Origin of the sequence: Paenibacillus sp. FSL R7-0302 (assembly GCF_038006885.1) — a bacterium.
Taxonomy (GTDB): domain Bacteria; phylum Bacillota; class Bacilli; order Paenibacillales; family Paenibacillaceae; genus Paenibacillus_AQ.
Genome location: NZ_JBBOWB010000001.1, coordinates 299,793 through 316,939, shown reverse-complemented (window position 1 = coordinate 316,939; position 17,147 = coordinate 299,793). Strand labels below are relative to the sequence as shown.

Annotated in this window: 15 protein-coding genes and 12 tRNA genes; 6 read left to right on the top strand and 21 right to left on the bottom strand. The window is 49.4% G+C overall.

Annotated elements, in window-relative coordinates:
• Together MKY96_RS01430 and MKY96_RS01425 are read right to left on the bottom strand one after the other, a co-directional pair.
• Positions 1-894: a carbohydrate ABC transporter permease gene (locus MKY96_RS01430; protein WP_036700398.1), complete on the bottom strand. Its 894-nt coding sequence runs from the start codon at positions 892-894 to the stop codon at positions 1-3.
• Between the two features lie 36 nt (positions 895-930).
• Positions 931-1,797, bottom strand: a complete 867-nt coding sequence (locus MKY96_RS01425; protein ID WP_235192047.1) for an ABC transporter permease — start codon at positions 1,795-1,797, stop codon at positions 931-933.
• 569 nt (positions 1,798-2,366) lie between these two features.
• On the opposite strand from MKY96_RS01425, the gene MKY96_RS01420 reads away from it, so the two are divergent.
• The gene (locus tag MKY96_RS01420) at positions 2,367-3,248 is read left to right on the top strand and encodes an AraC family transcriptional regulator (RefSeq protein WP_340938088.1); all 882 of its coding nucleotides are present in this window, start codon (positions 2,367-2,369) and stop codon (positions 3,246-3,248) included.
• 50 nt (positions 3,249-3,298) lie between these two features.
• Here MKY96_RS01420 and MKY96_RS01415 read toward each other — a convergent pair whose 3' ends face one another.
• Both MKY96_RS01415 and MKY96_RS01410 read right to left on the bottom strand, forming a co-directional pair.
• The gene (locus MKY96_RS01415) at positions 3,299-6,364 is read right to left on the bottom strand and encodes a glycoside hydrolase family 2 TIM barrel-domain containing protein (RefSeq protein ID WP_340938086.1); all 3,066 of its coding nucleotides are present in this window, start codon (positions 6,362-6,364) and stop codon (positions 3,299-3,301) included.
• A 107-nt stretch (positions 6,365-6,471) separates the two neighbouring features.
• Entirely contained in the window at positions 6,472-6,864 is a 393-nt protein-coding gene (locus tag MKY96_RS01410) for a MerR family transcriptional regulator (RefSeq protein WP_340938085.1), read from the bottom strand.
• Positions 6,865-7,023: 159 nt separating this feature from the next.
• Between MKY96_RS01410 and MKY96_RS01405 the strand changes: the two genes are divergently transcribed.
• Positions 7,024-7,944, top strand: coding sequence for an aldo/keto reductase (locus MKY96_RS01405; RefSeq protein ID WP_340938084.1), 921 nt, complete (start codon positions 7,024-7,026; stop codon positions 7,942-7,944).
• Between the two features lie 179 nt (positions 7,945-8,123).
• The gene (locus MKY96_RS01400; RefSeq protein WP_340938083.1) at positions 8,124-9,104 is read left to right on the top strand and encodes a serine hydrolase domain-containing protein; all 981 of its coding nucleotides are present in this window, start codon (positions 8,124-8,126) and stop codon (positions 9,102-9,104) included.
• Between the two features lie 134 nt (positions 9,105-9,238).
• Here MKY96_RS01400 and MKY96_RS01395 read toward each other — a convergent pair whose 3' ends face one another.
• Positions 9,239-10,198 carry a carotenoid biosynthesis protein gene (locus MKY96_RS01395; RefSeq protein ID WP_340938082.1) on the bottom strand — a complete coding sequence of 320 codons (960 nt, stop codon included), beginning with the start codon at positions 10,196-10,198 and terminating at the stop codon, positions 9,239-9,241.
• Between the two features lie 164 nt (positions 10,199-10,362).
• Here MKY96_RS01395 and MKY96_RS01390 point away from each other — a divergent pair, with 164 nt between their 5' ends.
• Positions 10,363-10,932 carry a TetR/AcrR family transcriptional regulator gene (locus MKY96_RS01390; protein ID WP_340938081.1) on the top strand — a complete coding sequence of 190 codons (570 nt, stop codon included), beginning with the start codon at positions 10,363-10,365 and terminating at the stop codon, positions 10,930-10,932.
• A gap of 71 nt (positions 10,933-11,003) precedes the next feature.
• Here MKY96_RS01390 and MKY96_RS01385 read toward each other — a convergent pair whose 3' ends face one another.
• Entirely contained in the window at positions 11,004-11,219 is a 216-nt protein-coding gene (locus MKY96_RS01385; protein ID WP_340938080.1) for a hypothetical protein, read from the bottom strand.
• A gap of 21 nt (positions 11,220-11,240) precedes the next feature.
• The gene (locus MKY96_RS01380; RefSeq protein WP_340938079.1) at positions 11,241-11,762 is read right to left on the bottom strand and encodes a MarR family transcriptional regulator; all 522 of its coding nucleotides are present in this window, start codon (positions 11,760-11,762) and stop codon (positions 11,241-11,243) included.
• Positions 11,763-11,961: 199 nt separating this feature from the next.
• Between MKY96_RS01380 and MKY96_RS01375 the strand changes: the two genes are divergently transcribed.
• Together MKY96_RS01375 and MKY96_RS01370 are read left to right on the top strand one after the other, a co-directional pair.
• Positions 11,962-12,648, top strand: a complete 687-nt coding sequence (locus MKY96_RS01375; protein WP_445671410.1) for a FadR/GntR family transcriptional regulator — start codon at positions 11,962-11,964, stop codon at positions 12,646-12,648.
• Positions 12,645-13,904 (top strand): CynX/NimT family MFS transporter, encoded by a 1,260-nt coding sequence (locus MKY96_RS01370; protein ID WP_340938075.1) that lies wholly within the window; start codon positions 12,645-12,647, stop codon positions 13,902-13,904. Before MKY96_RS01375 ends, MKY96_RS01370 begins: the two co-directional genes overlap by 4 nt.
• Here MKY96_RS01370 and MKY96_RS01365 read toward each other — a convergent pair.
• From MKY96_RS01365 to MKY96_RS01300, 14 genes are all read right to left on the bottom strand, one after another.
• The gene (locus tag MKY96_RS01365; protein ID WP_340938073.1) at positions 13,901-14,695 is read right to left on the bottom strand and encodes an SDR family NAD(P)-dependent oxidoreductase; all 795 of its coding nucleotides are present in this window, start codon (positions 14,693-14,695) and stop codon (positions 13,901-13,903) included. The genes MKY96_RS01370 and MKY96_RS01365 overlap by 4 nt on opposite strands.
• 50 nt (positions 14,696-14,745) lie before the next feature.
• Positions 14,746-15,774, bottom strand: coding sequence for a helix-turn-helix transcriptional regulator (locus MKY96_RS01360; protein WP_340938071.1), 1,029 nt, complete (start codon positions 15,772-15,774; stop codon positions 14,746-14,748).
• Between the two features lie 160 nt (positions 15,775-15,934).
• Positions 15,935-16,013, bottom strand: a tRNA-Leu gene (locus tag MKY96_RS01355).
• A 29-nt stretch (positions 16,014-16,042) separates the two neighbouring features.
• A tRNA-Cys gene (locus MKY96_RS01350) sits at positions 16,043-16,116 on the bottom strand.
• Between the two features lie 8 nt (positions 16,117-16,124).
• Positions 16,125-16,199 (bottom strand) — tRNA-Gly (locus MKY96_RS01345).
• 6 nt (positions 16,200-16,205) lie between these two features.
• Positions 16,206-16,280, bottom strand: a tRNA-Gln gene (locus tag MKY96_RS01340).
• 19 nt (positions 16,281-16,299) lie between these two features.
• Positions 16,300-16,375: transfer RNA gene (locus tag MKY96_RS01335), tRNA-His, on the bottom strand.
• A 48-nt stretch (positions 16,376-16,423) separates the two neighbouring features.
• Positions 16,424-16,499 (bottom strand) — tRNA-His (locus MKY96_RS01330).
• Between the two features lie 27 nt (positions 16,500-16,526).
• Positions 16,527-16,600 (bottom strand) — tRNA-Trp (locus MKY96_RS01325).
• A 6-nt stretch (positions 16,601-16,606) separates the two neighbouring features.
• Positions 16,607-16,692, bottom strand: a tRNA-Tyr gene (locus MKY96_RS01320).
• Positions 16,693-16,698: 6 nt separating this feature from the next.
• Positions 16,699-16,774, bottom strand: a tRNA-Thr gene (locus tag MKY96_RS01315).
• A 15-nt stretch (positions 16,775-16,789) separates the two neighbouring features.
• Positions 16,790-16,865, bottom strand: a tRNA-Phe gene (locus MKY96_RS01310).
• A gap of 21 nt (positions 16,866-16,886) precedes the next feature.
• Positions 16,887-16,964 (bottom strand) — tRNA-Asp (locus MKY96_RS01305).
• 78 nt (positions 16,965-17,042) lie between these two features.
• Positions 17,043-17,116, bottom strand: a tRNA-Met gene (locus MKY96_RS01300).
• Between the last annotated feature and the right edge of the window lie 31 nt (positions 17,117-17,147).

The following is a 17,147-nucleotide window of genomic DNA, read 5'->3' as shown; positions in this document are numbered from 1 at the left end:
CTAACCTTTGACCGCTCCGATCGTCAGCCCCTTCACGAAATAACGCTGGATGAACGGATACAGGAACAGAATCGGCCCCGTGACCACAATCGCCATCGCCATCTTGGTAGATTCTGTAGGCAGATCACTGCCTAAGCTGACCCCGGTTCCCGCGCCCATATTGGCGATGAAGGAGGCCGAGTTGATGACATTGTACAAGTGGAACTGCAGCTGATACTTATGCGGATCATTAATGAACAGCGACGAGGAGAACCAGTCGTTCCAGTAAGCCAGCGCAAGGAACAGGCCTACCGTAGCAATTCCGGGCATCGAGAGCTGCAGCACAATGCGCCAGTATATTTTGAAATCCCCCGCCCCGTCAATCTTGGCCGATTCGAACAGCTCCTCCGGCACCGCCGAGCGGATGAAATTCTTCATCAGAATAATCAGGAACGGTGTCATCAGCCCCGGAAAAATCAGCGCCCCATAAGAGTCGGTCAGATGCAGATACTTAGTGATCATAATGTACCAGGGCACCAGCCCCCCGCCGAACAGAGTCGTGAAGTAAATATAGAACGAGAAGGTATTGCGGTATTTGAAATCCTTGCGGGCCAGCACATATCCGGCCATCGTCATGAAGAACAGTCCCAGCGTCGTCCCCGTCACCGTTGTGAACAGCGTCACCCCATATGCCCGCAGCACCTCATCAGGGAAGGTGAATACCGTCTTGTAGCCCTCCAGCGAGAACTGCGCCGGGATGAAATGATAACCATCCTTGATGATGGACTCATTAGCCGTCAAGGAAGCCGAAATAATCAGCAGGAACGGAATCAGACAGGCTAAGGAGCCCAGTATAATTACCGTGTAAGCCACTCCCTGGAGTAGCCTGGTGTACGAGTCGTCTTTGATTTGCATGCTCTTTCTCTCCTTCCGCAGCAGGTTCCGCACAACCTAGAACAAGGCGTAATCGTCATTTATTTTACGGATGATATAGTTGACCGTCATGATCAGGAAGAAGCCGAACAGCGATTGGTACAGGCCGGCCGCCGTTGCCATCCCGACATCGAAGGTCACCTTGAGCGAGCGGAACACGTACGTATCCAGAATATCCGTTGTATTGTACAGCACCCCGTTATTGCCAATCAGCTGGTAAAAGAGGTCAAACTGCCCCTTCATAATACTCCCCAGCGAGAACAGCAGCAGCATGACGAAGGTTGATTTCAGCATCGGCACCGTGATATACCAGATCCGCTGAAAAATGTGGGCACCGTCAATTTTGGCCGCTTCATAATATTCCTCGCTGATGCCCGTGATGGAGGCCAGGTAGATGACCATGCTGTAGCCGAGATTTTTCCAGAGATAAAAGAGAATGATCAGGAAAATCCAGATGACCGGATTATTATAGACATCCACAGGATTCGCCCCGAACTGCGTCAGCAGCGTATTCAAGAAACCGTTATCATAATTGAACACATTGTAGACGATAACGCTTAAGATAACGAACGATACGAAGTACGGCAGGAACATGACCGACTGGGTCAGCTTCTTGAACCACTTCACCCGCAGCTCGCTGAGCAGAATCGCACAGATAATCGCCAGCACATTTCCGAGTAAAATAAAAGCCAGATTGTAGCCGATCGTATTGAGCGTCAGCTTCACCAGCGTGCCGGATTTCCAGAGGAATTCAAAGTTCTTCAGCCCCACGAAGGGAGCATCGAACAGCCCGGAATTGAAATCAAACTGCGTGAACGCATAATAGACCCCGACCATCGGAAAATACGAGTTAATTAGAAAGAACAACAGCGTAGGCAGCAGCATCAGGAACAGAATCCGGTTATGGACCAGCTCATGCACGAAGCCCTTCTTCCTTGTCTTCCGGGTGCCGGACTCAAGCTGCGGGGACAGCCCGCCCGTTCCCTTCAATGGAAGCTGGGTGACTAGCGGTATCCCGGTCTTGCGTTTGCGGTGTCTCAAAGCCTTCACTCTCCTATGCCTATAGATAAGTTGCCGCGTCACTGGGTTCGAAGCCTCTGTCCTTGGGCCTTGATGGCCCCTGCGGCTTCGTGGAATCCAATGTATGACCTGAGTATAGAAGAAGCCTCCAGCGGCTGAACAGTGAAGCTTCGGGATATTCCTGTACTTTACGGCTAACCTCACTGTGCACTTATCATACATTTGTGCAGTAATCGCAAGTTCAACGCAAATAAGCCCCCGGAGTACTCCTTAAGGAGAAGAATCCGGGGGAATTCGGGTGGTCGCGCTGGACCTATCTATAGCCTTACGATTTAAACTTGCCTGTAATAAATTATAGGTGATATACTCTGGGAAATGTACTAATTCTCCAACCTAAACTTTCAATATCCAAACTTTCTTCAGGAGGCCAGCCCATGAACCCGCTTCTGTTCCGCATCCCTCCCCTGCCGCATTATATAGCCAGCGGCCTCAATCACTGCCAGCCCGGCTATCAGCACCGGAGCCGCCAGCAGATCAAGGTATTTGACTTGCTCATTGTCCAGCAGGGATGCCTGTATATCGGCGAGGAGGAGCAGCGCTTCACCGTGAAGGCAGGCGATGCCCTGATCCTTCGCCCCGACTGCCACCACTTTGGAACCGAAGGCTGCAAGGAGGATACGGCCTATTATTGGCTCCACTTTCAGACCTTCCATGACCTGCCCGCCTTATCGGTGACAGGGTCCGCTTCCGGCAATCTGACTGAGACTTCAGGAGAGCTTCCCGCTTCTCTATTCGATATCAGCTCCTTCAATCTGGTGTTATCGCAGTTTGTTAACTTACTTCTGCCGGACAGAGCTTACGAGGTATTGGAGCAGCTCACGCAATTGCAGGCCACCGCCCACCTCGAAGCCGTCCGCTTCCGGCAGCAGCTCCTCTTCCAGGATCTCCTGCAGCAGCTGGCCGCTTCTGTGAACCCGGAGCACCGCAGCTCTCAAACCACCCTATGTGCCGAGCAGGCCGCCTCCTATCTCCGCACCCACTACCGTGAAGAGATTACAACCGCCATGCTGGGAGACAGCCTCAACTTCCATCCGGTCTATATTGCCCGTTGCATGAACAAGGTATATGGCTGTTCACCCATGGAATATCTGCTCCGCTACCGTATCGGACAGAGCAAGCTGCTGCTGATGCAGACCAGCTTCCCGATCTCCCGGATTGCCGGAGAGGTCGGCTTCAACCAATCCTCCTACTTCAGCTCCAGCTTCATGAAGCTGGAGGGGTTGTCACCGCGCGAATACCGGCAGCGCTTCTCATGACACAGGCCATCAGCGAAGGATACGCTGATGGCCTGTTTACTTAGTGATTATTACGCCTCCGGCAATGCCGCCGTCAGCGTGAACTCGAATTCCAGCCGCTGACCGGCTGCGATCCGGTATTCCGGATGCACCGGCGCCCCCCAGCTGTCATCCCCGCCCACACCCATCTGCTGTGCCGCGAGGGTGACAACCGTGTAGTGCACCTTAGGCAGCTCATAAGCATGTGCTGCCTGCTCCAGCTCGAACGCTGTATACGGTGACAGCGTACATTCCAGCGGCTGTCCCGCAGCCGCCTGAACCTGCAGCCCATACCCCCGGCTGTCCGTGATGCTCACCTCACGGACGCCCGTCCGGTTGCCGGATTCCTGCGGCACCAGATACGGTGACGGCAGCTCCGTCACCTTACGCCGGAAGCGGGTGAGCCGCGCTCCATGTGCGCGGTCACTGTAGTTCTCTTCCGGTCCGCGGGCATACCACTCGGTGGCCTCGTAGTCTGCCGGCATCCGGAAGAATACCGCCACTACCGGCACATCCGGCAAGCCGTCTGCTCCGGTGTAGACCATCCGGACACGGACGCTGCCGTCGGCATGGACCGTGTATTCAATGCTTGCCTTCAGCTCACTGCTGATGCTGAAGGCATAGTCGAAGCTGACCTTAGCCCGGTCTGCTTCGGTGTGCAGGCTGACCGCCGTACACTGGCGGGCCAGACTGGCCGCGAACCAGCCGCCGGCATGGTACCCCAGCGCGGTCCCTTTATCATTGTCGGTGGTGGCCCGCCAGAACAATGGAGCCGGCGGAGTCGCAATCATCTCATGCCCACCGTAGCAGAGCGACACCAGGGAGCCGGCCTGCTTGGAGAACAGGGCGGAGAAGCCGCGTCCGGTGATTCCGATGTTTACATCCCCTTCAATGACGCCGAACTCCCCGGACGCAGGCAGCAGTGCCTTTTTCCCGCCTGCCGTTACCCCGGCTGCTTCTACGTGGAACACATGCTCTCCATAAGCGGTCTCGAACCCGGAATCGGCCCATAGTTCAGCTTCCTTCAGCACCAGACTTACCGCCAGCGTGTACTCCCCTGGAGCTGTGGATACATCCGGCAGTTCCAGCGGAATCTGTGATTCCTCCTGCGCGGCCACGTTAACATCCTGCTGCCTCTTGAAGATCTCCCGTCCCTCCCGTAATAACCGGTACTCCAGCAATAGCCGCTCCGTTCCCTCGAACAGATTGCCGTTAATCACCGTCACGGCGTCCCGTTCAGGAACGAGCCGGATGTTCTGATAGAGGAACTTCACCTCCTGCATCTTCGGCGTGAGGGTCCGGTCCGCGAAAACGATCCCGTTGCCGCAGAAGCTGTAGTCCGTCGGCCGGTCGTCGAAATCCCCGCCATACGCCAGATACTCTTCACCGTACCTGTCCTTGGCCACCAGCGCCTGATCGATGTAATCCCAGATGAAGCCGCCCTGATACAGCGGATACCGGCTCTCCAGCTCAATATATTTATGAAGTCCCCCGACCGAATTACCCATAGCATGCATGTACTCACAGCTGATATACGGCTTATCCGGCTGGCTCTCCAGATATTCTATAATATCGGCAGGCTTGGCATACATCCGGCTCTCCATATCGCTGCTGTCATTATATTTGCGGTTATGGAAGACCCCTTCATAATGCACCAGCCGTCCACGATCAGCCTTGCGGAAGTAATGGGACACCTTCAGAATAACCTCACCCGCATAGGATTCATTGCCGCAGGACCAGATCAGGATCGACGGATGATTTTTATCGCGCTCCAGCATCGACACCGCCCGGTCCATGACAATCCCCTCCCACTCCGGCTTATCCCCGGGGATGTTCCAGGATGGCTCAACGGCGCCCATCTTCTGCCAAGAGCCATGGGATTCCAGATTCATCTCATCAATCACATACACCCCGTATTCATCGCACAGCTCATACCAGAGCGTCTGATTTGGATAATGCGAGGTCCGCACTGCGTTGATATTATTCTGCTTCAGGATGATGATATCCTTGATCATATCTTCCTTGGAAATGTTCCGTCCTGTACGGGGGTTGAACTCATGGCGGTTGACGCCTTTGAACATGATCCGTTGGCCGTTCAGCAGCATCAGCTTGTCCTTCAGCTCGAACACGCGGAAGCCCGCCCGCTGCACAATCGCCTCCACCAGTTTCCCTTCGCCATTACATACAGAGATACAGACGTTATACAGGTACGGATTCTCCGCGCTCCACAGGAACACCTTGCCTGCATCCATACTCAGAGCCGCCTTGCCCGCCACTGCCCGTCCTTCTGCTTTTGCCACCACAGTCCCGGCCGCATCCTTCAGCTCCATTCGGATCACAGCTTCGGCCTCTGACGCCATGCGAAGTTCAGCCGTTAACCTGCCCTGCTCATAGGAAGCATCCAGCCCCGCCTGAATCCGCAGATCCTGTACATGCAGCTCAGGAACCGTATACAAATACACCTCACGAAAAATCCCCGAGAACCGCCAGAAATCCTGATCCTCCAGCCAGCTCCCCGTACAGCGCTGATAGACCTCAACCGCGAGCTTATTGGCTCCTTCCTGCAGATAGGGTGTCAATTCAAATTCCGCAGGGGTGAAGCTGTCTTCACTGTAGCCGACGAAGTGCCCGTTCAACCAGACATAACAAGCCGCCTCTACCCCCTGAAAAGAAATAAAGACCGGTCCCTCCCCCATATTCTCCGGCACCTCAAAAAACTTCACGTAGCTGCCCACTGTATTACTGCTCACCGGAATCTCCGGCGGTCTTACAGCATCCAGACCGTCCCAAGGGTACATCGTATTCGCATATTGAGGCCTGCCGTACCCCTGAAGCTGAATATGACCCGGCACCTGGATGTCCCCCCAGCCTCTCGTATCATATTCCGTCTTATAGAAATTCTGCACACGGGCTGCCACATTCACTGCATAACTGAATTTCCAGTCTCCGTTGAGCGAGTGGCGCAGCGCCATGGGGGCTTGTCTCTCCGCTTCCTCCATCGTTCTATAATAGCGGTGGTCCGAATGCGCTTCCAACCGGTTCACCTTAAATACAGATACATCGCTTAGCCAATCCAGACTCGGTTCATTGCCTGACATTATATGATCCTCCTTCATCTTCTTTCGGTGAATCTGGCTCTTATTCTATCCCAAGTTCACGCTAGTTCCCAGTGCAGGATTACAACTTAGATGCAGTTAACTGACTTTCAGCTGGTTTTATGATTTCCAGAGGCTTCCGCTTCATTCTCCATTGAAGCAAAATAAGCAATCTTATGGTCAATCTTCCGGGCAAAGCTCTGAAAGAACTTAATCTTCTCATCGATATGCTGTTTATGCTCCTGCAGCAGCTTGCGCTGGTCGGGCAGACGGTCCCTGCCTTCCTGCGAGAACGCAATGAATTGCTTAATGTCCGCTATAGCCATTCCGGTATCCTTCAGGCAGCAGATTAGCGAGATCAGCTCCAGATCCTCGTCATTGAAGCAACGGTTACCGTTCACATCCCTTGCCACAACCGGCAATACACCCTCCCGTTCGTAGTAACGCAGCGTATATTGGCTCAGTCCGCTTTTTTGTGCTATGGTTTTGATACTGTATCCCATCCGTACAAGCTCCTCTCTGCCAGCCGTTGCCGGCTTCACCTATATGTAAAGGTAACACCAAACCGTTTCTATGAACAGCCACTCTATGATTCTATTGACTTACACCTAACTCTAAGGTCTAAGCTTACACTATACCTTCATTTAAGGAGTGAATAATTAATGGTAAAAAGAATTAATGTGGCTAACGGTACACTTGAGGTGTCCGAGATTTCACTCGGCTGTATGCGGATCGCTGACTTGTCTCCCAAAGAGGCTGAAGTCCATATCCACAGCGCCCTTGAGGTCGGCATAGACTTTTTTGACCATGCAGATATTTATGCCGGCGGCAAAGCGGAGGAAGTATTCGGGGATGTACTGGCTGCAAATCCCGGCATGCGCGACCGGCTGATGATTCAGGCCAAATGCGGCATCAGGAATGGCTTCTTCGACTTCTCCAAGGAGCATATTGTCAGTTCAGTAGAGAATAGCCTGAAGCGGCTGCAGACCGATTATGTAGATGTCCTGCTCCTCCACCGTCCTGACACCTTGATGGAGCCGGAAGAAGTAGCCGAAGCCTTCGATGATCTGGAGCGCAGAGGGCTGGTCAAGCATTTCGGCGTCAGCAATCAGAACCCGCTGCAGATTGAGCTGCTCAAGAAGAACGTCAAGCAGCCCCTTCTGTTCAACCAGCTTCAGCTCAGCATCATGGTTACCGGCATGATTGATGCCGGCTTCAACGTCAACATGACGAATTCCGGTTCTGTAGTCCACGATGGCGGCATCCTGGAGTACAGCCGCCTGCACGATATGACCATCCAGCCATGGTCGCCGTTCCAGTACGGCTTCTTCGAGGGCGTATTCCTCGGCAACGAGAAGTTCCCTAAGGTGAATGAAGTGATTAACCGTCTCGCCGCAGAAAAAGAGGTAACCGATACCGCCATTGCGACCGCCTGGCTGCTTCGCCATCCGGCTAAGATGCAGCCGATTGTCGGCACCACCAACACTGCCCGCCTGCTCGACATCGCCAAGGCCTCAAGCATCACCCTCAGCCGCGAGGAATGGTATGAGATTTACCGCGCAGCCGGGAATGTGCTGCCTTAAACCAGACCATCTGTATGAAAGACCCGCAAATCTCCCCTTTAGAAAGGGATTTGCGGGTCTTTTTGTATTTGCACCCAGGGCTTCAAGCAAGTTTTATAATAGGCTCTTGCAAAAAAATTTATATCATAATACGCTTTTCACAGACATCGATGTACTTATTGTTTAGAAGGAGAACAAGTATGAATAACAGAATTCTAGATTTCGAGAATCTGATTAAAACAGAGTATGGTAATATTGCTGGTATTGTAGTACTGCTCGGCAGCGAAAAGGTATATGAAGGCTATTTTGACGGCTACACCGCTGACGATCCGATCCATATTGCATCGGTGACGAAGAGCGTTGTGTCTGCACTGATCGGCATTGCCATAGACAAAGGCTATATTAAAAGCATTGACCAGAAAGTATTGGAATTTTTTCCTGATTACACGGTCAAACGCGGTGAAAAAACGATACAGAATATCACAATAAAAAATATACTGACAATGACCGCACCGTATAAATACAAGTCGGAGCCATATACAAAGGTCTATACCAGCGAGGACTGGACCAAAGCTGCACTGGACTTGTTGGGTGGCAAGGACGATCCTGGAGGATTCAAGTATTCCACAATCGGCCTACAGGTCCTGTCGGGAATCCTCACCAATGCAACCGGCCAATCTGTACTTGATTTTGCCACAGAAAATCTGTTTGAACCACTGGGGATCAAAGCGCCCCCTAATGCGAATATACATTGTAAAGAAGAGTATTTGGCGTTCCTCAAAGATAAATTTGTTAATGGTTGGATCATAGATCCCAAAGGGACGAGCACCGCCGGTTGGGGACTTACCTTAACCCCCTTGGATATGGCAAAGATCGGTCAGCTATACCTAAATGAAGGTTTGTGGAACGGCAAGCGAATGCTATCCGCAAAATGGATCAAGGACAGTACCCAAGAAAACAGCCGATGGGGAGAGTTACCTTACGGGTATTTATGGTGGATTGTTAACAATGAGGGACAAGGTTGTTATGCGGCTTTGGGCGACGGCGGAAATGCGATTTACGTAAATCCCGACAAGAAAATCGTAGTTACGATTGCTTCGCGTTTCATGCCGCGTGCGAAGGACAGAATTGAATTGATTACAAAGTATATCCTACCGTTGTTTGAGCCGACAAAGGAGTAACCGACATCGCCCTCAGCCACGAGGAATGGTACGAGATTTACCGCGCAGCCGGGAATGTGCTGCCTTAACGAAGATAGCAGCAAAACACCACCAGCTTTAGACAAAGAGTCTAAAGCCTGGCGGTGTTTTTTTAACTACCTCACGATTGGACTCGCTTTTTTACCCATCCTATAAATTCCGATCCAGGCTACCATTAATACGATCTGAGCCAGAACGACCAGCCACAACACTTCTGTGAAACCTCCTATGAGGCAAAATATAGTGTTAACCAGCGGGAACCCTACGAAAGTAAACATGATCGGAAAATCTTTTTTGGGAGTGATTGAATAGTTAGCCTTCCGGTCCCAGAACTTGGTGAAAGCTAATGCTAAAACTCCGATTGTAATGACAGAAAGTGCAATCAACATCACCCATTGCATATTAGATTCTCTGGCGAAGAACGGCCCCATGTAATTAAAGAAGTTGGATAATGGGGAGAACATACAAGCCAATGACGCAAGGGCCGCCAGGAACGGATAGATATAACCCACGGTTTTACTATAGCCTTTCTTTTTATGCCACCATTCACCAATTAGAATAAAGACGGTCCAATATCCCGCGATATAAATCCATCCTGTAAAATTCATCACGGGTTCCCCATAAATTTGAGGTTCACCGGCCAGCGGATAATAAGTCCATCTTGCAATGGTTCCATCCATGGTCTCAAAAATCTGTTTAACGGCCACCGGGTCGAGTGAAAAGTCAAACACCATCGCACTTAATCCCGTAATAAACGGTTTCGTCCAGGACGGTATATTTACAGACTTTAGCACACGCAAGGTGGAATAAATGATCAGAAATTCAATAATAGGCACAGTAATAGGGATATTAAATAACATTAAAATACTCCGCCCATAGGCGTAGAAACCTTCCCCAAGCGATGAAGCAGTAATTTCAAAAACGGCGGCGTAAAAAAATACAAAACCTATAAATTGCAGTAAAACCGTTTTGGGATGTGTTTCCTTATCAAGGATATAGAACACCATTAGGACAGCAGCAATTAAGACAAGAATGTCTTGAATAACCCATACAGGCACTACAGTTATACTACCCATTTTCTTCCTCCAATTAATTTAATTTGAATCGAATGTTTAAATAAATTATAATATCATTATGTTAGTTAAACAACAGACTGTTCGTTTGGATTATGTTAGTTATTATACAATTCATATTAGATTTGTTCATTTACTATTTTATTATTTTAAATTAGGAGGATACGATGTCAGACAAAAAAACAGATCACCGGGTCAGATATACAAAAATGGTTATCAAAGAAAGCCTGTTGAAGCTGCTGACAGAGCGGTCTATTAATAAAGTTACCGTGACCGACATTTGCAGTGAAGCAAATATTAACCGCAACACCTTTTATTCACACTATGCTAATCAGTTCGAGCTTCTTTCGACGATCGAAAATGATCTTTACGAAGACATTAAGCAAGTTGGGATGAGTTCGTCCAATCCTCAAAAGCTATCTTATGAATTATGTAAGTATATAAAAGCGAATAAAACGATATGTGAGGTTCTGTTCTCTGAGCATGGCGATAAAGAACTATTAGAAAGAATCCTTTATATCAGTCACGATCTAACGATTGAGCGATGGAAGCAGGAATTAAAATATTTTGATCCGCAATTATTTGAGTCCTGGTATACGTTCACCGCTCATGGCAGTATAGCCATTATTAAAAAGTGGGTCAGTAGCGGTCTGAAGGAAAGCCCGGGTAAGGTTGCAGCTTTTATTGATAAAGCCACAGAGGCCGTATCCAAAGCATTTTATGCTGAGGAATTATAATCATAAAAAATGAAGCGTCCCTCTTTTTTGAAGGCCGCTTCTCTTTTTCCCAATATTCATTTTCTTCCTGTTCATTCCGATTGATCTGATTGATCCTTTGCTTGTTGTTGTATAAGTGCGGCCTCTTGAGCGGAAAGCTCATTTAAAGTTGTAAAAAAGGGTTCAATCGGTACCATTACACCACAGGTTGAACCTAATCCCAACATCAATCTGAGATAGAATTGAACCTTCCTTTTCTCCCTGGCAATCTGCTGTAATTCGGACATGTCCGGGTTTTTCTTCTTCATCAGCCGATGCTTCCTTCCATTTCAATCTGTAGTGTCCTCATTCTCCGATCCTTCCCTTGCGTAGTATTTTTCAGCACGCGCCAACAGATCACCCATGAATTTCCCGATCGTCTGTAACTCAGTCTCTGAATAAGAGTCAATGAACTGGTAAAAGCTCTCTTCTTTCTCTTGATGCATCTTTTGGTGCAGTTGATATACCTGTCTTCCCTTATCCGTTAGAGTGAAATAACTTTCCTTCCGGTTGTTGTTCATTTGATTTCTCACAATGAAGCCCATCTCCAATAACTTTGAACTAATATTTGTAATACTTGCTTTAGACAAATTCATTCTTTTGGTAATTCCGGTATGGTTGATTGGCTCATGATCACCAATGCAATCAATAACGTGCACACTGGTAATATTATTGGAGAGCATATCAATCTGAAGCTTCTGGGCTTGCTCCCGAAACATGTTAATTTCATGTTCTGTATATAATTCGTTCAAATGCAGCATTCGGATATACTGCTCGTACAGGTGACCTTTAGAATGATTTGGAAACTCCAATTTACTTCTCTCCTCTCATGTATTTAGTTGCAGACCTTATTCGATGCAGCGATAGATTGTTCTTCTTTTTTGTTCAGCACTGAACAAAATCATATTAGCACGACTGATATTGAGAATCAATATCATTTTCATCTTTTCAAGCCAAAGGTAATCTGCTATAATTCAACCAAAGTACCAAACATCCTACGTTTGTAAAGGAATGATTCGATTGTTAGCTCAGACTCAACGTTTAACCTTGGTGGAACAGGTGGCCTACCAGATCCAGGAGAAGATCGAAAGCAATGAATGGCAAGTAGGGACGCGTATTCCTCCAGAGCCGGAGCTAATGGAGCAGCTTCAAGTCAGCCGTAATACCTTGAGGGAAGCGATTCGGGCTCTAACGTATGCAGGTCTGCTGAAGACCAGACAAGGAGATGGGACGTATGTCTGCTCCTCCAGTGTTTTGGGGTCAGTCATTAGAAAAGTGGTTCAGCATACCGATAAGCTTGAGAGCCTGGAGGTCCGGTATGCATTAGAGAGAGAGGCGGCTGCACTGGCTGCGCTCAGAAGAGGCGAGGAAGATCTGGCGGCAATTCGGACATGTCTGGACCAGTGCAGACAAGCAGCCAGTCAGAATGATATCAAGGCTTATGCTCACTGGGATGTCGAGTTTCACAAAATGGTAATTTCTGCTTCACATAACCAATTGATGGCGAATTTGTACAATCATATTTCCGGGGCGCTGCAAAACATGGTTTTGGAAACGAAGGATCTCAAAAACGTGGATTTTTATCTCGACTCTCATGCCCTGCTCTATCAAGCCATTGCCGATCAGAATAGTTATCAAGCCGAAGAGGCTGTCCGTTTATACATTGATAAAGCCCGCACACAGGAGGAACATCTATGAGCTCATCAGAACAATTGTTAAACAAGCAGGATGGAATATCCAATACCAGAATTCGTAAGCAAGCGACACTCTGGTTCATGATCATAGGAATAATTTTTATCGCTGCGAATCTGCGCGCTCCCCTCACATCCGTGGGACCCTTGGTCAGTCTTATTAGAGACAACGTGCATATTTCAAATACTTTAGCAGGCCTGATTACCACTGTTCCACTAATTGCATTTGCTTTGTTATCTCCTTTTGTGCCGAAATTAGGACATAAATATGGGGTAGAACGTCTTATCCTGGTTTCGCTTATTTTTTTGGCCACCGGTATTGTTATCCGGTCTTTATCCGGAGCAGTGACCTTGTATGTTGGAACGGCAATTTTAGGATTTGCTATTACGATCTGTAATGTATTACTTCCCAGCCTGATCAAACGGGAGTTTCCGCAGCAAATGGGTACGATGACAGGGGTGTATTCGGTTTCGATGAATCTATGCGGGGCGATTGCTTCCGGGATCAGTGTTCCCTTAGCTGTGGGGGCAGGCTTGAGCTGGCAAGGGGCCTTAGGAATATGGGGGATACTCAGCGTGATCTCCATTCTCTTCTGGATACCGCAGCTCAAGACTCCAGTGAAACCAGCCGCTGCTGCTGGCAGTGCAGGTAACAACCATCGGGTTAAAATATGGCGCTCCCCATTAGCTTGGCAGGTGACTTTCTTTATGGGAATACAATCAGCCATTTTCTATGTGCTGGTGGCCTGGATGCCTGAAATACTCAAAGATCAAGGCATCAGTTCAAGTCAATCCGGCTGGTATCTCTCCGTTCTGATTATGGCTTCCCTCCCCTTTGCCTTTATCGTTCCTGTGGTGGCAGGCCGCATGTCTAACCAGCGGTTGCTAGTGGGGATTACAACCATTCTGCTTTTGATTGGAACACTTGGACTTATCTATAGCAGTATCCAACTGCTTCTGCTTTGGGTGATTATTCTTGGAATCGGATCAGGCTTTGCTTTTGGCTTGTCCATGATGTTCTTCGGCTTGCGTACCCAAAGTGCCCATCAGGCGGCTGAATTATCGGGCATGGCCCAATCCATCGGATATCTGCTGGCAGCTACCGGCCCGGCGCTGATTGGATACTTGCATGATGCCAGTCATAGTTGGGGCGCTCCACTTCTGATATTAGTCGGCGCGTCTGCTCTCCTCGGCATCGTTGGTCTCGGTGCGGCCAGAAATCAATTTGTGGGTTCGTCGGAAGATCGGCGCGCAAAAAATTAAAAGATTGTCGGTACCATTCCCCCATCTATTCGGATCGGGGATCCTTTGAAGGCGGAGGCCATCGGACTGCACAGGAAAGCAGCCAACCGGCCAATCTCCACTGGTCGGATAAACCGCCCGATTTCGGATTGAGGCAGGTTCTTCGTCATAAAGTCCTTCTCTTTAGCCTCGAACATCATCTCTTCGTTCGAATATATGCTCTCGATGATTTTAAGCACATTCTCGGAGAGGGTCGGTCCCGGCAGGATCGTGTTCACTGTAACTTCGGCGCCACGGGTCAGCTTGGACAAGCTCTTGGACAATGACAACAGCATGGATTTGGTCACACCGTATTGAGGCATCTGTCCTGAAGGCATAACGGCTTCCTCACTCGCGATGAAGATAATACGGCCATATTCACGACTCAGCATGGAAGGCAAATAAAACTTGGTTAAGGCGTTGGCGGCAAGAAAGTTTGTGCGGAAGTACTTCTCCCATACGGCATCGTCTACGTAGTCATAGGACATGATCTCATAGATGCCCATGCTGTTGACCAGGATATCGACGTGGGGAAAACTTGCGAATAAAGCTTCTCTTTGCCGCGAATCGATGAGATCAGCGGTTGCATTCCGCGGTTCCGTTTCCGGGAACGCTGCTTGAATCTCAGCTACCGTACGCTCTACGTCATCATTGTTGCGGCCATTTATGAGAACATGAACACCTTCCCTGGCAAGTTCACAGGCGATCGCTTTTCCTATGCCTTTAGTTGATCCCGTTACTAAAGCTGCCTTGTTCTTTAATCCCATATCCATCTGTCTGCACTCCTTGTGTCTAAGATAGGGATCATATTACATCGTTTCGTCTACTCGGTAACTAGCATAGAGCGCCAATTATCTTGCGTGACGCGCCAATTGGCAGGAGTCTCCCCTGTCCATGCGCGAAAAGCGCGATAAAACGAATTTTGGTCCTCGTAGCCGATGAGAAAAGCGACCTCTTTGATCTCCAATGCAGGGTCTGCCAAGTAAGCAACGGCCATCTCCCGCCTCGTTTTCGCCAGCAGCTGCTTGAAGCTCCCGCCTTCTTCCGTCAGCCTGCGCTGCAAGGTACGCTCGCTCATCCCCAACTCGGAGGCTACGGAGTGGATATCGATTTTCCCTTGAGTCAGGCACCGTGAGAGAATCCACTGCACCTTAGCGCTCGTCGTGAGCTGGCTCTGTCGCTCTTCCAGCGTACGATCCAAGGAGGGGGTCAGAATCTCAAGAAGTTCCTCATTGTACGACGTGAAGGGGCGATCCAGATCTTCGCGATTAAGCGTTAGCTGATTGCGCTCCGTCCCCGTCCGTACTCGACAGCCGAAGTAACCTTCAAGGGCTTGAACGTCGCCCATATAGTTAATGAATTCTACGGAATGTGCCTTAAGGAAACGGCCGGTTCCCCGGCGTCCGAGCTCAAGCAGGTAGGCGAGCGTAATGCCGACAAGCACCGGCGGTCCGGATAGCTCGGCATGCTGCCATTCCAATTCAATCGAATATAGCTCGCCTTCTTCCTGAATCCTCAAGTTTTCCGGGGGGCACAATTGCTTATAACGCGCCATTCGGTTTAGCGCGTCCCGGTAATTGCGAGCGTGAAAGGTCGCCAAAGCAGCCGGCGGATATTGAGTTGTCTTGTATGCGGCCGCAAGCTTGACGATTCCCGTAGCGATGTCTCCGACTAGTTCGGAATAGGCTTGCCAGATCGAATAATATTGGGCGGTCGTGACTACCGGTTCGGTGATGATGGTTAGCGGCAGGCATGCCTTGCGTGCTACATCAATAGGTTCTACCCCTATTCCCTTCAGGCTGGTCCAGAAACCGGGCGCGATCTTAATACGGTCTGCGAAAGGTGCATTCATGGCTGTCGACCTCCAAGAACTAATTTCAATTGCAATGATCCATCAATCGTAGATCATTGATTCTTCTGATTATAGCCGATCGAAATAATAAGATCGGTGCAATAAATATAAAAAAGCTCATTAGAATTATTCTCTAATGAGCTGTCTGTTATTAATATGATACCGGCGAGAGGACTCGAACCTCCACGGTTTCCCACTCGATTTTGAGTCGAGCGCGTCTGCCATTCCGCCACGCCGGCGTACTACATATATAATTCCAAAAAAATAATGGAGGTGCCACCCAGATTTGAACTGGGGATAAAGCTTTTGCAGAGCTTTGCCTTACCACTTGGCTATGGCACCACATGAAATGGAGCGGACGACGGGAATCGAACCCGCGACCCTCGCCTTGGCAAGGCGATGCTCTACCGCTGAGCCACGTCCGCATATAATGGCTGGGGATATAGGAATCGAACCTATGAATGACGGAGTCAAAGTCCGTTGCCTTACCGCTTGGCTAATCCCCAACATCTTATTAAATAAAAATGGGGCGACTGATGGGTCTCGAACCCACGAATGCCGGAACCACAATCCGGTGCGTTAACCCCTTCGCCACAGTCGCCATATGAAGCTTTTAAGTTGTATTGCTATGTAATTCTTATAAAAGAAATGGGGCGACCGATGGGTCTCGAACCCACGAATGCCGGAACCACAATCCGGTGCGTTAACCCCTTCGCCACGGTCGCCATATGATTCTTTTATATGAAATTACTTGGCAGGGGCAGCAGGAATTGAACCCACACCAACGGTTTTGGAGACCGTTGTTCTACCTTTAAACTATGCCCCTAAAAAATGGTGGAGGCTGATGGATTCGAACCACCGAACACGTACGTGAGCAGATTTACAGTCTGATGCGTTTGGCCACTTCGCTAAGCCTCCACGGTATGGTGCCGGCGAGAGGACTTGAACCCCCAACCTACTGATTACAAGTCAGTTGCTCTACCAATTGAGCTACACCGGCATATTAAGTTGTGTATGGTGGCGCGGGAGGGAATCGAACCCCCGACACAAGGATTTTCAGTCCTTTGCTCTACCGACTGAGCTACCGAGCCATAAAAGTAATTTTGTAAAGATGGCGGAACCGACGGGATTCGAACCCGCGATCTCCTGCGTGACAGGCAGGCATGTTAGGCCAACTACACCACGGTTCCAAATTAAAAGTACTTATGGGGTCCCCGGAAAGTATTCGGAATATGCTACAGAGCACATCTTCACTTTGTGGGGATTAATTGCGGGGGCAGGATTTGAACCTGCGGCCTTCGGGTTATGAGCCCGACGAGCTACCGGGCTGCTCCACCCCGCGTCATTGTACAAAATCTATTCGGTTAAGATAG

Excerpts from the sequence above, each read along its gene's own strand:
- MKY96_RS01430 (WP_036700398.1), bottom strand. The coding sequence starts at position 894 with ATGCAAATCAAAGACGACTCGTACACCAGGCTACTCCAGGGAGTGGCT.
- MKY96_RS01425 (WP_235192047.1), bottom strand. The coding sequence starts at position 1,797 with ATGCTGCTGCCTACGCTGTTGTTCTTTCTAATTAACTCGTATTTTCCG.
- MKY96_RS01420 (WP_340938088.1), top strand. The coding sequence starts at position 2,367 with ATGAACCCGCTTCTGTTCCGCATCCCTCCCCTGCCGCATTATATAGCC.
- MKY96_RS01415 (WP_340938086.1), bottom strand. The coding sequence starts at position 6,364 with ATGTCAGGCAATGAACCGAGTCTGGATTGGCTAAGCGATGTATCTGTA.
- MKY96_RS01410 (WP_340938085.1), bottom strand. The coding sequence starts at position 6,864 with ATGGGATACAGTATCAAAACCATAGCACAAAAAAGCGGACTGAGCCAA.
- MKY96_RS01405 (WP_340938084.1), top strand. The coding sequence starts at position 7,024 with ATGGTAAAAAGAATTAATGTGGCTAACGGTACACTTGAGGTGTCCGAG.
- MKY96_RS01400 (WP_340938083.1), top strand. The coding sequence starts at position 8,124 with ATGAATAACAGAATTCTAGATTTCGAGAATCTGATTAAAACAGAGTAT.
- MKY96_RS01395 (WP_340938082.1), bottom strand. The coding sequence starts at position 10,198 with ATGGGTAGTATAACTGTAGTGCCTGTATGGGTTATTCAAGACATTCTT.
- MKY96_RS01390 (WP_340938081.1), top strand. The coding sequence starts at position 10,363 with ATGTCAGACAAAAAAACAGATCACCGGGTCAGATATACAAAAATGGTT.
- MKY96_RS01385 (WP_340938080.1), bottom strand. The coding sequence starts at position 11,219 with ATGAAGAAGAAAAACCCGGACATGTCCGAATTACAGCAGATTGCCAGG.
- MKY96_RS01375 (WP_445671410.1), top strand. The coding sequence starts at position 11,962 with ATGATTCGATTGTTAGCTCAGACTCAACGTTTAACCTTGGTGGAACAG.
- MKY96_RS01370 (WP_340938075.1), top strand. The coding sequence starts at position 12,645 with ATGAGCTCATCAGAACAATTGTTAAACAAGCAGGATGGAATATCCAAT.
- MKY96_RS01365 (WP_340938073.1), bottom strand. The coding sequence starts at position 14,695 with ATGGATATGGGATTAAAGAACAAGGCAGCTTTAGTAACGGGATCAACT.
- MKY96_RS01360 (WP_340938071.1), bottom strand. The coding sequence starts at position 15,774 with ATGAATGCACCTTTCGCAGACCGTATTAAGATCGCGCCCGGTTTCTGG.